At 75.7% G+C, this 13,839-nt stretch carries 10 protein-coding genes; 5 read left to right on the forward strand and 5 right to left on the reverse strand.

Annotated elements, in window-relative coordinates:
• Positions 1-385: 385 nt before the first annotated feature.
• The 3 genes from ACIF6L_RS23585 (at position 386) to ACIF6L_RS23595 (ending at position 4,433) form a co-directional block, all read left to right on the forward strand.
• A complete protein-coding gene (locus ACIF6L_RS23585) occupies positions 386-1,600 on the forward strand; it encodes a 3-deoxy-7-phosphoheptulonate synthase (RefSeq protein WP_396486679.1) in 1,215 nt (404 codons plus the stop codon).
• Positions 1,601-1,815: 215 nt separating this feature from the next.
• The gene (locus tag ACIF6L_RS23590; protein ID WP_352288788.1) at positions 1,816-2,490 is read left to right on the forward strand and encodes an isochorismatase family protein; all 675 of its coding nucleotides are present in this window, start codon (positions 1,816-1,818) and stop codon (positions 2,488-2,490) included.
• Entirely contained in the window at positions 2,487-4,433 is a 1,947-nt protein-coding gene (locus ACIF6L_RS23595) for an anthranilate synthase family protein (protein ID WP_396486678.1), read from the forward strand. Before ACIF6L_RS23590 ends, ACIF6L_RS23595 begins: the two co-directional genes overlap by 4 nt.
• Before the next feature lie 15 nt (positions 4,434-4,448).
• On the opposite strand, the gene ACIF6L_RS23600 is transcribed toward ACIF6L_RS23595, so the two are convergent.
• Complete coding sequence (locus ACIF6L_RS23600) at positions 4,449-5,264, reverse strand: uracil-DNA glycosylase (protein ID WP_359833819.1); 816 nt, start codon at positions 5,262-5,264, stop codon at positions 4,449-4,451.
• A gap of 159 nt (positions 5,265-5,423) precedes the next feature.
• On the opposite strand from ACIF6L_RS23600, the gene ACIF6L_RS23605 reads away from it, so the two are divergent.
• Both ACIF6L_RS23605 and ACIF6L_RS23610 read left to right on the forward strand, forming a co-directional pair.
• On the forward strand, positions 5,424-6,422 hold the full coding sequence (locus ACIF6L_RS23605; RefSeq protein ID WP_396486677.1) for a slipin family protein: 999 nt from the start codon (positions 5,424-5,426) through the stop codon (positions 6,420-6,422).
• Positions 6,419-6,883 (forward strand): CBS domain-containing protein, encoded by a 465-nt coding sequence (locus ACIF6L_RS23610; protein ID WP_329486479.1) that lies wholly within the window; start codon positions 6,419-6,421, stop codon positions 6,881-6,883. Before ACIF6L_RS23605 ends, ACIF6L_RS23610 begins: the two co-directional genes overlap by 4 nt.
• Positions 6,884-6,909: 26 nt before the next feature.
• Here the strand turns inward: ACIF6L_RS23610 and ACIF6L_RS23615 are convergent, their stop codons facing one another.
• From ACIF6L_RS23615 to ACIF6L_RS23630, 4 genes are all read right to left on the reverse strand, one after another.
• Positions 6,910-9,804 (reverse strand): FAD-binding and (Fe-S)-binding domain-containing protein, encoded by a 2,895-nt coding sequence (locus tag ACIF6L_RS23615; RefSeq protein ID WP_396486676.1) that lies wholly within the window; start codon positions 9,802-9,804, stop codon positions 6,910-6,912.
• Positions 9,805-10,168: 364 nt separating this feature from the next.
• Complete coding sequence (locus tag ACIF6L_RS23620; RefSeq protein WP_396486675.1) at positions 10,169-11,203, reverse strand: glycosyltransferase family 2 protein; 1,035 nt, start codon at positions 11,201-11,203, stop codon at positions 10,169-10,171.
• Positions 11,204-11,485: 282 nt separating this feature from the next.
• The gene (locus tag ACIF6L_RS23625) at positions 11,486-12,169 is read right to left on the reverse strand and encodes a lytic transglycosylase domain-containing protein (RefSeq protein WP_396486674.1); all 684 of its coding nucleotides are present in this window, start codon (positions 12,167-12,169) and stop codon (positions 11,486-11,488) included.
• A 570-nt stretch (positions 12,170-12,739) separates the two neighbouring features.
• Positions 12,740-13,663: an EI24 domain-containing protein gene (locus ACIF6L_RS23630; protein WP_396486673.1), complete on the reverse strand. Its 924-nt coding sequence runs from the start codon at positions 13,661-13,663 to the stop codon at positions 12,740-12,742.
• Positions 13,664-13,839: the final 176 nt, after the last annotated feature.

Consider the following 13,839-nt stretch of genomic DNA (forward strand, 5'->3'; position numbering starts at 1 on the left):
GTAGCGACCTGATGGACTATTCGGCACCTGACGGAGTAGCGGTCACCTGACGAAGTGCCGGTCACCTGACGAAGTGCGACGACGAACGTTGGCCGGCACTCCGTTCTGTTCCATGATTTGGGCGGTGGCGGAGGCCGCCGACGGTTCGGCGCCCACCGTCGCGGTGCGGCGGTCCGGCCCGACCTCCGCGCCCACAGCCCTCGTGTTCCATCGACGTTCACCCAGGACGAACGAGAAGTTCCCCGGTCCCGCCGACGGTGCGGCGACCGCGCCCCCGGGCCTGTGTGGATTCGAATTCCGGCTCCGTTGACAGCCGCGCACGACGCTCGCCTGCTCGGCCGTGGGGCGACCGCGCCCATCGCCCGTTCGCGATTTGGAGAAATCGGTGGAAAGTACTCTGCTCGATATCCGGCTGGAAAGCGCGTTGCAGCAACCACCGTGGGAGGACACCGCGCTGGTCCGCCAGGTGCGAAAGGAACTGGCGACCCGCCCCGCACTGGTCGAGGCGGAGGACGTCCGTACCCTGCGCGCGCTGCTGGCCCGGGTCGCCGCGGGCGAAGCCCACGTGGTGCAGGCGGGCGACTGCGCGGAGGACCCGGCCGAGTGCACCCCCGGCTACGTGGCCCGCAAGGTCGGCGTGCTCGACCTGCTCGCGGGCGCGCTCCAACTGGACACCTGCAAGCCGGTGATCCGCGCCGGCCGGATCGCCGGACAGTTCGCCAAGCCCCGCTCCCACCCCACCGAGCGGGTCGGGAACGTCGAACTGCCGGTCTACCGGGGGCACATGGTCAACAGTCCGGAGCCCGACCCGGAGCTGCGGCGCCCCGACCCCTTGAGACTGCTGACGGGCTACCAGACCGCCTACGACGTCATGGGACACCTGGGCTGGCGCAGCCGCGGCGGGCCCCTCTCCATCGGGACGCCCGTCTGGACGAGCCACGAGGCACTGCTGCTCGACTACGAAGTCCCCATGCTGCGCCGGGACGACGAGGGGCGGCTGCTGCTCGCCTCCACCCACTGGCCGTGGATCGGCGAGCGGACCAGGCAGGTCGACGGCGCCCACGTCACCCTGCTCGCCGAGGTGATGAACCCGGTGGCCTGCAAGGTCGGTCCCACCATGGCGGTCGACGACCTGCTGGCCCTGTGCGAGCGGCTCGACCCCCGGCGCGAGCCGGGCCGGCTCACCCTGATCGCCCGGATGGGGGCCGAGGCGGTGGCCGGGCGGCTGCCCGTCCTCGTCGAGGCGGTGAAGGCCGCGGGCCACCCGGTGATCTGGCTCACCGACCCGATGCACGGCAACACCGTCAGCACGCCGGACGGCCTCAAGACCCGGTTCGTGCGGGAGATCTCCCGCGAGGTGCGGGAGTTCCAGCACGCCGTCCGCAACGCCGGCGGCACGGCGGGCGGGCTCCACCTGGAGACCACTCCCGACGACGTGACCGAATGCGTCCAGAGCGAAGCCCGGATCGACGAGGTCGGGGCCAAGTACACGAGCTTCTGCGACCCCCGGCTCAACCCGGGCCAGGCCCTCTCCGTGGTCTCGGCCTGGTGGCTGACCGGCCGGTCGACCCCGGTGGGCGCCGCCGCGGCCCAGGGCTGAGCCCACCCGCCGCCCCGGCGCCGCGTACCCGCGGCGCCACCGTGCCCCGGTCCGGCACCGCGGACGCCACCGCCCCCGGCGGCCGCGGCGCGGACCGGCCCACCGGCGCGGCCGCCCGCACCACCCGCCCGGCGGCCCGTCCGGTCCCGCTCGACACCGCTCGGTCCCACCAGCCCCACCAGCGATTCGACCCAGGAACCCAGGAGAGGAAGGCCATGGCGGGCATACCCCCCATCGCGCCGTACCCGATGCCGACCGCGGCCGACCTGCCCGGCAACACCGCCCGGTGGACCGTGGATCCGGACCGGGCGGTGCTGCTCGTGCACGACATGCAGCGCTACTTCCTGCGGCCGTTCCCGGCGGCCGTCCGCGACCACCTGGTCGGCAACGCCGCCCGGTTGCGCGAGCGCAGCGCCGCCCTGGGGGTCCCGGTCGCCTACACCGCCCAGCCCGGCGGCATGACCGAGGAGGAGCGCGGCCTGCTGAAGGACTTCTGGGGGCCGGGCATGCGGGTCGACCCGGTCGACCGGCAGGTCGTCGAGCCGCTCGAACCGGCCCCGGCCGACTGGGTGTTCACCAAGTGGCGGTACAGCGCCTTCTTCCGCTCCGGCCTGCTGGACCGGATGCGCGAGCAGGGCCGCGACCAGCTCGTCCTCTGCGGCGTCTACGCGCACGTCGGGGTGCTGATGTCCGCGGTCGAGGCGTTCACCAACGACATCCAGCCGTTCCTGGTGGCGGACGCCGTCGCGGACTTCTCCGAGGAGTACCACCGGCTGGCCCTGGACTACGCGGCGCAGCGCTGCGCCGTGGTCGTCACCACCGACGACGTCCTCGCCGGGCTCCGGCCGGCCGCCGTCGCGGCCGGTGGCCCGGGGGAGGCCGGCGCATGACCGGGGCCGGGGCGGCGCCGTACCCCGTGGACCTGCTGGACCGCGTCCTGGGGCTGCGGCCGCCGCCCTTCGCCCTCATCCACCGCCCGGAGTCGACCGGGCCGGACGCGCTGGACGTGCTGGTCGGCACGGTGTCGACGCCGGGGACGCTCGCCGAGCTCCCCGTCCCTGCCGGGGCCGCCGCCGGGGACGCCCGTCACGAGGTGCTGGCGATCGTCCCCTACCGGCAGATCGCCGAGCGCGGCTACGCCTGCGCCGACGACGGCGAGCCGCTGATCGCGATGACCGTCACCGACCAGGGCGTGCTGCCGCTGGCCGAGGTGCTGCGACGGCTCCCGGACGTGCCGATCGAGCTGGCCGGCGGCCACTTCGACATGGACGACGAGACCTACGCCGGGACGGTGCGCAGGGTCGTCGCCGACGAGATCGGCCGGGGCGAGGGCGCGAACTTCGTCATCAAGCGCTCGTTCCTCGCCGACATCACCGGCTACACCACGCACAGCGCGCTGTCGTTCTTCCGGCGGCTGGTGCGGGGCGAGTCGGGCGCCTACTGGACCTTCATCGTGCACACCGGCGCCCGTACGTTCGTCGGCGCCACCCCGGAGCGGCACCTCAGCCTCGCCGGCGGCAAGGCCGTGATGAACCCGATCAGCGGCACCTACCGATACCCGCCGTCCGGCCCCACCCTGCCCGGGGTGATGGACTTCCTGGCCGACCGCAAGGAGGCCGACGAGCTGTACATGGTGGTGGACGAGGAACTCAAGATGATGGCCCGGATCTGCGCGGAGGGCGGCCAGGTGGTGGGCCCGTACCTCAAGGAGATGGCGCGGCTGGCGCACACCGAGTACTTCATCGAGGGGCGCACCGACCGCGATCCGCGGGAGATCCTGCGCGAGACGCTGTTCGCCCCGACCGTCACCGGCAGCCCGCTGGAGAGCGCCTGCCGGGTCATCCGCCGGTACGAGCCGCAGGGCCGCGGCTACTACAGCGGGGTGGTCGCGCTGATCGGGCGCGACGAGCACGGTGGATCCGCGCTGGACTCGTCGATCCTGATCCGCACGGCCGACATCGACGACGCGGGCCGGGTCCGGATCGGGGTGGGTGCCACCCTGGTGCGCCACTCCGACCCCGAGCAGGAGGTGGCCGAGACCCGGGCGAAGGCGGCGGGCCTGCTCGCGGCCCTTCAGGCGGACGGCCCGGCGGCGCCGGCCCCGACCCCGGCCCCGACCCCGACCCCGGCCCCGACCCCGGCCGTCTACGGCGCGCACCCGGACGTCCGGGCCGCGCTGGAGCGGCGCAACGCCGGCATCGCCGACTTCTGGCTGGCACCGGTGTCCGCGCGCTCCCGGCCGACGCCCGCCCTGACCGGTCGCCGGGTGCTCGTGGTGGACGCGGAGGACACCTTCACCGCGATGATCGACCACCAGCTCCGCTCGCTCGGCCTCGCGGTGACGGTCCGCCGGTTCGACGAGCCGTACGCGCCGGACGGGTACGACCTCGTCGTGATGGGCCCCGGCCCGGGAGATCCGCGCGGCGCGGGCCACCCCAAGATCGCGCGGCTGCGGTCGACGATCGACACGCTGCTCCGGGAGCGGCGGCCGTTCTTCGCGGTCTGCCTCAGCCACCAGGTGCTCGGCCTGCGGCTCGGCCTCCCGCTGGTCCGCCGGGAGGCGCCGAACCAGGGCGTGCAGCGGGAGATCGACCTCTTCGGCGTCCGGGAGCGGGTGGGCTTCTACAACACCTTCGCGGCCCGCAGCGTCGAGGCCAAGGTCGAGTGCGAGGGCGTCGGCCTGGTCGAGGTGAGCCGCGACGCGGACACCGGCGAGGTGCACGCGCTGCGCGGCCCGCACTTCGCCTCGCTGCAGTTCCACGCCGAGTCGATCCTCACCGAGGACGGCGTCCGGCTGGTCGGCGGGCTGCTGACCGAGGTACTGGCGGGCTGAGGGGCCGCCGGACGGCTACGGCTCCCCACCGGCGCCCGGGCGCTCCGGGAGGGGGTCCAGACCGGCCGAACGGGCGGCCTCGCGGAGCAGCTCGCGCAGCATGACGGTGCTCAGCCGGCCGGTGTTCGTGTTGCGCGGGCTGACGTGGTAGCACCCGTACAGCTCCAGTGGCGGTCCGCCGTCAGCGGCCGGCAGGGTGACCCGGGCGCCGTGGCCGAAGACCGGCCGGGGCCGGGGCACCTGCCAGCCGGCGGCGGCGACCGCCGGGAGCAGCGCCTGCCAGGCGAAGCCGCCGAGTGCCACGACGGTCCGCACGGTCGGCCGCAGCAGCTCCAGCTCGCGGGTGATCCACGGGCGGCAGGTGTCCCGTTCGGCGGTGGTCGGCTTGTTGTCGGGCGGCGCGCAGCGCACCGGGTCGGTGATCCGGACGCCGTGCAGGCGCAGGCCGTCCCCGTGCCGGACCGACTCGGCGCGGTTCGCCAGCCCGAGCGCGTGGAGCGTGGCGTAGAGCAGGTCGCCGGACGGGTCGCCGGTGAAGATCCGGCCGGTGCGGTTGCCGCCGTGCGCGGCGGGGGCGAGGCCGACCAGGACCAGCGGCGCGTCGGGCGGGCCGAAGCCGGGGATCGGGCGGCCCCAGTAGTCCCAGTCCAGGTAGGCGCGGCGCTTGGTGCGGGCCGTCGCCTCGCGCCACTCGACCAGGCGGGGACAGGCGCGGCAGCCGGTGACGACGGCGTCCAGCGCGGGGACCGTGGCCGTGCGGGCGGCGGCCGCGACGGGGTGGCCCGGGTCCTCGGGGTCGGTGGCCGGGCCGTCGGCTGCGGGCTGGGACATGGGGACGATCTTAGGCGCGGCGGCCGACGGTCGGCGGCCGACGGGCAGCGCGTTCCGGCGGCGCCTCCGCAGGCGTAGCGTGGAATCGGCTGCTCCGGCGGCCCCCGGCCGGGCCGGGGCGGCGACCGCCGGGGCGGTGGTGCGCGCGAGGAGACCGCGATGCTGATATTCGATGCGGTGCTGGCGGCCGTCGTACTGGTGGCCGTGTGGGCCGGGCTGAGCGTCCGGGTCGTGCAGCAGTTCCAGCGGGGCGTGGTGTTCCGCTTCGGCCGGGTGCGCGAGCAGGTGCAGGGCCCCGGGCTGGTGCGGCTGATGCCGGTGGCGGACCGGCTGCGCAAGGTGAACGTCCAGATCGTGACGATGCCGATCCCCGCCCAGGAGGGCATCACCCGCGACAACGTGACCGTCCGGGTGGACGCGGTCGTCTACTTCCGGGTGGAGGACCCGGTGAAGGCGACCGTCAACGTGCAGGACTACAACTTCGCCATCTCGCAGGTCGCCCAGACCTCGCTGCGCTCGATCATCGGCAAGAGCGAGCTGGACGACCTGCTGGCCAACCGGGAGCCGATCAACCAGGGACTGGAGCTGATGATCGACAGCCCGGCGCTGGGCTGGGGCATCGAGATCGACCGGGTCGAGATCAAGGACGTCGCCCTGCCGGAGTCGATGAAGCGCTCGATGTCCCGGCAGGCGGAGGCCGAGCGGGAGCGCCGGGCGAGGATCATCACGGCGGACGGCGAGTACCAGGCCTCGGCGCGGCTGTCGGAGGCCGCGGCGGTGATGAGCGCGACTCCGGCGGCGCTCCAACTGCGGCTGCTGCAGACCGTGGTGGAGGTGGCGGCGGAGAAGAACTCGACGCTGGTGCTGCCGTTCCCGGTCGAGCTGCTGCGGTTCCTGGACAGCGCGGCGGAGGTGAACCGCAGGACGGCGGGCGACGGCGGCGAGCAGGCGGGCGCGGAGCCGCCACCGGCCGAACCGCCGCGGCTGCCGGAGGTGGAGCAGCTTGAACTGCCGCCGCTGGAGGAGGTGCTGGAGCAGTCGCCGGTGGGCCGGCTGAACGGCCCCAACCACCCCGCGCCGGGCCCGGTGGCGGCGCCCCCGGGCCCGGACCACGATGGAGGGACGGGAGTGGCAGGCACGTCAGGAGGCCGATCATGACCAGAGCCAGCGACATCATGCACCCGGGCGCGGCGTGCGTGGGTGAGCACGAGACCCTCGCCTCCGCCGCCCGGATCATGCGGGAACGCGACGTCGGGGCGTTGCCCATCTGCGGTGAGCGGCAGAAGCTGCTCGGCATCGTGACCGACCGCGACATCGTGCTGAAGTGCGTCGCCGAGGGCCGCGACCCCGAACAGGTGACGGCGGGCGAGATCGCCCAGGGCCGGCCGATGACGGTGGAGGCGGACGAGGACGCCGAGCAGGTGCTGCGGATGATGGAGCAGTACCGGGTGCGCCGGCTCCCGGTGATCAACCACCCGGAGCACGAGGTGGTCGGGATGATCAGCGAGGCGGACATCGCGCGCGGCTTGCCGCAGGCCCGGCTGGCGGAGTTCGTCTCGGCGGTCTGCGCGGAGGAGCCGCCGCGGTCGACGGAGGTGCAGGAGCCGCAGGCGGTGTAGGGTCGCGCGCCGCTCCCACCGGGCGGTCAGCGCTGCTCCCGGAGGCCCCGTTGCAGCAGTTCGGCGAGGTGGAGGGCCTGGCGGCCCTCGGCCAGGTGGGCGATCTGGGTGCGGCAGCTGAAGCCGTCGGCCAGCACGACGGTGTCCGGGTCCGCCGCGCGCAGCTCGGGCAGCAGCACGCGTTCGGCGATCGTCACGGACACCTCGAAGTGGCCCCGCTCGAAGCCGAAGCTGCCGGCCAGCCCGCAGCAGCCGGAGTCGAGGACGCGGTTGCGCAGACCGGTGCGGGCCTCCACCCGGCGGTCGGCGGCGGTGCCGAGGACGGCGTGCTGGTGGCAGTGGGTCTGGGTGACGGCGTCCAGCGGGAGCCGGGGGAGCGGGGCGTCCGGCGCGTACTGGTCGATGAACTCGGCGAAGGTGCGCGTCCGTTCGGCGAGCGGGCGGCCGTCGGCGCCGAGCAGGCGGGGCAGGTCCTCGCGCAGGGTGGCGGTACAGCTCGGGTCCATGCCGACCACCGGGGTGTCGGCGGGCAGCCCGGTGGCGGCGAGCGCGCGCAGGCTGCGCCGCATCACCCGCCGGGCGGTGCCCAGCTGGCCGCTGGAGTACCAGGTGAGCCCGCAGCAGACGGGGCCGTCCGGCAGCCGGACGTCGAAGCCCAGGTGGGAGAGCACCTCGACGGCGGCGCGCAGCACGTTCGGCTGGAGGTGGTCGGAGAAGGTGTCCGGCCAGAGCAGGACGGGGCGGGCGCCGGCCGGGGCCGGGTGCGTGGCGCGGTGACGGCGGTACCAGCGGGTGAAGGTCTCGGGCGGGAACACCGGGACCGGTCGGCGCCGGTCCACCCCGCCGAGCCGCTTCAGCGGGCCGGCGGCGGCGGACCGGGCGATCAGGTTGGCCGCGCCGGGGGCGAGTGCGACGGCCCGAAGCCAGAGCGGCAGCCACCCCATCGAGTAGTGCGACAGGGGCCTGGGGCGGTGCCGGTAGTGCTGGTACAGGAACTCTGTCCGGTAGGTGGCCATGTCGACGTGGACCGGGCAGTCGCCGGCGCAGCCCTTGCAGCCGAGGCAGAGGTCCAGCGCCTCCCTGACCTCCGGTGAGCGCCAGCCGTCCGGGATCGCGCCCTCCGCGCCGCGCAGCATCTCGGCGAGCAGCCGGGCGCGGCCCCGGGTGGAGTGGCGCTCCTCGCCGGTGGCCATGTAGCTCGGGCACATCACCCCGGTCTCGGGGTCCACGCACTTGGCCACCCCGACGCAGCGGTGCACGGCCTTGGCGAGGCTGCCGTCGTCCTGCGCGTACGGGAGGGCGAGCGGGAGCGCGCGTACCGGCCCGGCCAGCCGCAGGTCGGCGTCGAGCGGGCGCGGGTCCACCAGGGCACCCGGGTTGAGCAGGTTGTCGGGGTCCCAGATCCGCTTGAACTCGCCGAAGAGCGCGATGATCCTGGGCGGGTACATCCGGGGCAGCAGCTCGGCGCGGGCCTGCCCGTCGCCGTGCTCACCGGAGAGCGAACCGCCGTACGAGACCGCGAGGTCGGCGGCCTGCTCCAGGAACTCCCGGAACACCGCCGGCCCGTGCGGCGCGGTGAGCGGGAAGTCGATCCGCAGGTGGACGCAGCCCTCGCCGAAGTGCCCGTACGGGACGCCGCGCAGGTGGTGGCGGCGCAGCAGCGCCCGCAGGTCGCGCAGGTAGTCGCCGAGCCGCTCCGGCGGGACGGCCGAGTCCTCCCAGCCGGGCCAGGCCTCGCCGCCGTCGGGCAGCCGGGTGACGATCCCCGCGCCGGCCTCGCGCACGCCCCAGAGCTGGCGCTGCTCGCCGGGGTCGGTGACGACGGAGGTGGTGGCGGAGCGCTCCTGGCGAACGGCGTCGGCGAGCCGCCGGGCCGCGTCGAGGGCCTCGGCGGGGGTCGCGCCGGCGGTCTCCAGGAAGAGCCAGCAGGCGCCCTCGGGCAGCCGGTGCAGTGCGGGCGGGCGCGGTCCGGCGGCGAGCAGCGCGGCGATCAGGTCGGCGGCCATGCCCTCGACGGTCAGCGGGCGCAGCGGCAGCAGGGCGGGGACGGCGTCGGCGGCGGCCGTCTCGTCCGGGTAGCCGGCCACCACCAGGGCACGGGCGGGCGGCTCCTCGACCAGCCGGACGGTGGCGCCGAGCAGCAGCGCGCAGGTGCCCTCGGTGCCGGTGAGGGCCCGGGCGAGGTGGTGGCCGCGTTCGGGGAGCAGGGCGTCCAGCGGGTAGCCGGAGGTGCGGCGCGGCAGGTCCGGCATGCCCTGGCGGATCACGGCGAGGTTGCGGTCGGTGAAGTCCTGGAGGTCGCGGTGGAGTCGGCCCGCGCGCCCGGGCAGGGCGCGCAGCGCCGTGCGTTCGGCGGGCCCGAGCGGGCCGCCGACGGTGAGTTCGGTGCCGTCGGCGAGCAGCAGGTCGAGGGACTCCACGTTGTCGGAGGTGCGCCCCCAGACGACGGAGTGGGCGCCGCACGAGTCGTTGCCGATCATGCCGCCGAGGGTGCACCGGCTGTGCGTGGACGGGTCCGGCCCGAAGCGCAGGCCGTGCGGGCGGGCGGCCCGCTGGAGGTGGTCCAGCACGGCGCCCGGCTCGACCCGGGCGGTGCGGCGTTCCGGGTCCACGCCGTGCACCGCGCCCAGGTGGCGCCGGAAGTCCAGGACGACCGCGCCCGGGCCGATCGCCTGCCCGCCGATGCTTGTGCCGGCCCCGCGCGGCACCACCGGTACGCCGTACTGCCGGCAGAGCGCGACGGCCGTCCGGACGTCGTCGAGGTCGGCCGGCTTGACCACGCCGAGCGGTAGGTGGCGGTAGTTGGACGCGTCGTGGCTGTAGACGGTGCGCTCGGCGGCGCCGAAGCGGACGTCGCCGCGCAGGGTCGCGGCGAGCTCCCGGGCGAGGTCGGCGCCGGGGGCGGCGGACGGTCGGCTCACGTGGGTCCTCCCGGGGGTGGGCTCGGCGTACCGCCGCCGATCATCCCAGCCGGACGGCGCGCCCGGTACGGGCCACCCCGGTGTGGGGGCGGCGGGGGGGGGGGCCCCCCCCCCCCCCGGGCGCGCGGGGGGGGGGGGCGGGGGGGGGGCCCCCCCGGGGCGGGGGGGGCGGGGCGGCGGCGTGCGGGGGCCCCCGGGGGGCCCCCGGGGGGGGGGCGCGGGCCCCCCCCCCCCCCCCCCCCCCCCGGGCGGGCGGGCGGGGGGGGCCCCCCGGGGGGGGGGGCCCGCGGGGGGGCCGCCCCCACACCGGCTCCGGCTCTGCCGGACGGACGTCCGGTCTCCTGCCGCCGGGATGCCGTCCCGGTCAGGCCGAGGCCCGGCGGCGGGCCGAGCCGGTGAGGGTGCCCTTGGCGATGTGCGAGAGCTTGGCCATCTCGAAGGCCGGGTAGGCGCCGCCGGCCAGCAGCGAGAACTTCACGCCCTCGCGCCCGCCGGGCCGCCGGTGCCCGGCCGGCTGGAAGCGGCGGTGGTGCTCGGCGGCGCGGTGGAAGAACTGGGGCCGCTCGGCCCGCGCCACGCACCCGGCCAGGTCGAACACGAACAGGTAGTGCCGGACCATCCGGGTGAACAGGGCGTCGCGGACGGCCTCCAGCTCCGGCTGCCGGGCCGCCACCTCGTCCAGCAGGGCGAAGCTGCGCTCGTACTGGTCGAAGATGTCGAACTGGCTGCTGCCGGGCGAGCCGGCCGGGTGGACGGTCTCCCGCCGCCGCAGCTGGACGCAGGCGCGCGGCAGCACGGCGATCCGCCCGGCGGTCAGCATGGCCCGGTGCACGGCCGGGATCTCCTCGTAGCGGCCGTCCGGGAAGGCGAGCGCGCGGCCCTGCCAGAAGTCGCGCCGCAGCAGCCGGTCCCAGATCAGCGCGGGCGCGCCGAGCAGCTCGGGACGGGCGGCCGGCCCGGTGACCTCGGGCCCGGCCTCGGCCAGCACCGCCTCCGCGCCGCCCGGCCAGTCGCGCCCGCCGTGCCGCCGGGTGTGCCCGAACAGCAGCACGTCCACCGGGCCGGTCTGCTCCAGCCGGTCGGCGAGCGAGCGCAGGCCGTCCCGGGGGAGCAGGTGGTCGGCGTCGAGGAAGAGCAGGTACTCGCCGGTCGCCCGGGCGGCGCCCGCGTCCCGGCTGACGCCCACGCCGACGGCGGCGTTGAGGTGCAGCGCCGAGACCTGCGGGTGCCGCGCCGCGTACGCGTCGGCGAGGTCGGCCGAGGTCTCGGGGGAACGGTCCGCGACCAGGATGACCTCGAAGTCGCGGAAGGACTGCGCGAGGAGCGAGTCGAGGCATTCCGCCAGCTGTTTCTGCTGGTCGTAGGCGGGGAGCACGACGCTGATCAGGGGAGAGGGCATGAGGCCGGAGCGTAGGAGCGCGGCCGGAAGGTGGCAAAGCCCTGACGGTCGGTAATTCTGATCAATCCGCGTCAAATCGTACGAGCGTGCGCCATATCTTCACCCGTCATGCCGGGCGTGTCCACGTCGAGCGGCGCCGCCGGCCCGATCCGACGACGGCGCCGGTGCCCGCGCGGACGGGCCGGTCGCGGCGCGGTCCCGGACCTCGCGGTGCGGAAAGGCCGAGGACCCCGCGCGGGTCTGCCGCGCGGGGTCCTTGGGGCTGCTACCGGCCGGGTCGGCTCAGTACCAGTGGTGGCTCTGCCAGAAGGACCAGGCGCCGCAGGGGCTGCCGTACCGGGAGTTCATGTAGTCCAGGCCCCACTTGATCTGGGTGGCGGGGTTGGTGCGCCAGTCGGCGCCGGCCGAGGCCATCTTGGAGCCGGGGAGCGCCTGGACCAGGCCGTAGGCGCCGGAGGAGGCGTTGACGGCGAGGTGGTTCCAGCTGCTCTCGTGGGACACGATGTTGCTGAAGCACTGCAGCTGGCCGGCCGGGACGATCTGGGCGGCGATCTCACGGGCGCTGCCGGAGTAGGTGGGCTTGGCGTTGAGCGCGGCGCGCTCCTGCGAGCGGGAGGCGGCGGCCTCCGCGTCGGCCTTGGCCTTGGCGTCCGCCTGCGCCTTCGCCTCGGCCTGGGCCTGCGCGGCGGCCTGCGCCTGCGCGGCGGCGTCCGCCTCGGCCTGTGCCTGTGCCTGGGCCTGGGCCTGCGCCTGGGCAGCGGCCGCAGCAGCGGCGTCGGCCGCGGCCGGGTCGGCCTGGGCGGCCACCGGCTGCCCGTCCACGGAGACACCGGCCACCGGGGCGGCCGCCTCGGCGACGCTGCCGCCGCTCTGCGGGACGGCGAGGGCGGCGGTGGCCGCACCCGCCACCACGAGGGTGGTGATACCGGTGATCAGCGAGTTGCGGCGGGCATGGCTGAGCTGCATGGAGCGGACGATCCTTTTCCGTCGGGGGCCGTACCGGGGAGCACGGGGGCTCCGGCACGAGGACACGGGCGGACAGGGCCCGCGATGCCGTCCGGGACGGCCATGGCACCCCGGCCGTGACGGCGGGGCGGGCGGGACGCGCGGCGGACGGACCGGTTCGCGCTGCCTGGCGACTGGCCATTCTTCGCAGAGCCCGGCGGGGGCGGCAAAGGCAGTGGCTACTACGGCGGGTAGTGGGTGGGGCGGCCCGAACGGCGAAGCGCCCGGCCGCGGCCGGGCGCTTCGAGGTGGGGGGTCCGATCCCGTCGACCGACGGCCGGTCGACCGCCGGTCCGACGGAGCAGGGGGTGAATCGGCGCGGTGGCCTGCGTTCTTCGCGGTCCGCTCCGGGGCCGGCCACTGGGCCGGCACGGCCGGGCGGCGCCGCTCCGCGGCTGCGTGGGCGGACCGCGGCCCGGCGACAACTATCGAGGGCAGTAGCAGCGCGGAGCCGTGTGGGCGGCTTCACAGCGCGGCGGCCCCGGTGCGACGTGCGGTGACCGGACGGTCACCGCTCCGCGCCCCCGGCCCTCAGCGGGAGGAGTACGGGTCCGGCCCCCCGTACGGCCGGACCGGCTCCGGGCCCGTCGCGTACGGGTTCCCCGGCACCGGCCGCTGCTCGCCGTACCCGGGCCCGTACCCGGGCACCCCGGGTGCCCCGCCCGCGTCGTCCGCCTGGTCCTGCCGGTCCTGCTCGTCCCGCTCGTCCTCGGCGTCCTCCACCGGCACCAGGTCGCGCGCCAGCAGGGTGGCACCGGCCACCGCGCCGGGCATCGCGAGGACGGTCACCAACGGGACGAGGAAGCCCAGGATCAGCGGCACGCCGAAGCCGAACGCCAGCCCGAGCCGGGAGCGCAGCAGCCGGATCCGCTCGCGCTGCGGCACGCCGCGCCGCTGCAGGGCCACCGCCGTCAGCTCGACGGTGAGGAAGAAGCCGGACACCAGGAACCCGGCCACCGGCACCAGCGTCTGCCCGACCACCGGGATGAACCCGCAGGCGAACAGCAGGACGCCGAACCCGGCCACCCGGACCAGCACGTAGAGGCTGTCCCGCGCCGAGACGGCCAGCTCGCGCCAGAGCGGCACGTCCGGCGGGGTGGGCGCGCCGCCCTCGGTCTCGTCGACCTTCTCGCAGAGCGACTCGTAGAACGGCTGGCCGACCAGCAGCGTCACGGCGGTGAAGGTGATGACGGAGATCAGCAGCCCGCCGCCGAAGACGATCGCGGCGAGGGCGGTGCGCAGCAGGCCCTGCCAGGGCGAGCCCCAGCCGTCGGCGAACGGGGTGGCCCACTCGGCGAGCTCCTCCGACCAGCCGCCGAGGAACACCAGCGCCACCACGTACCCGACCAGGGTGATCAGTGCGGGCAGCATCCCGAAGCCCCACCAGCGGCCGTGCCGGCCCACCCACTTCTGGCCCTTGGCCAGGTACCCCAACCCCGCTGCAAGATCTCGCATAGGGGGAAGGGTAGGGGCTGGGCGTCGGCGGGTCATCTCCGTCCCGTCCTGATCCGGTACCGGGGGCGGGCCCGCCGGGCACCGGGCCGGACATCGCACCGCGCGCCGGAGACGGGCCCGGCCCCCGGGCGCCGGGCCGGAAAACGCCACCGGGCCCGGGAGCCTCCGCAACGGCT

Origin of the sequence: Kitasatospora sp. NPDC086009 (assembly GCF_044540385.1) — a bacterium.
Classification (GTDB): Bacteria; Actinomycetota; Actinomycetes; order Streptomycetales; family Streptomycetaceae; genus Kitasatospora.

What these genes read in the sequence shown, in the direction of transcription:
- ACIF6L_RS23600 (WP_359833819.1), bottom strand. Translation starts at nt 5,264, where the DNA reads ATGTCCCAGCCCGCAGCCGACGGCCCGGCCACCGACCCCGAGGACCCG.
- ACIF6L_RS23630 (WP_396486673.1), bottom strand. Translation starts at nt 13,663, where the DNA reads ATGCGAGATCTTGCAGCGGGGTTGGGGTACCTGGCCAAGGGCCAGAAG.
- ACIF6L_RS23620 (WP_396486675.1), bottom strand. Translation starts at nt 11,203, where the DNA reads ATGCCCTCTCCCCTGATCAGCGTCGTGCTCCCCGCCTACGACCAGCAG.
- ACIF6L_RS23590 (WP_352288788.1), top strand. Translation starts at nt 1,816, where the DNA reads ATGGCGGGCATACCCCCCATCGCGCCGTACCCGATGCCGACCGCGGCC.
- ACIF6L_RS23610 (WP_329486479.1), top strand. Translation starts at nt 6,419, where the DNA reads ATGACCAGAGCCAGCGACATCATGCACCCGGGCGCGGCGTGCGTGGGT.
- ACIF6L_RS23605 (WP_396486677.1), top strand. Translation starts at nt 5,424, where the DNA reads ATGCTGATATTCGATGCGGTGCTGGCGGCCGTCGTACTGGTGGCCGTG.
- ACIF6L_RS23625 (WP_396486674.1), bottom strand. Translation starts at nt 12,169, where the DNA reads ATGCAGCTCAGCCATGCCCGCCGCAACTCGCTGATCACCGGTATCACC.
- ACIF6L_RS23595 (WP_396486678.1), top strand. Translation starts at nt 2,487, where the DNA reads ATGACCGGGGCCGGGGCGGCGCCGTACCCCGTGGACCTGCTGGACCGC.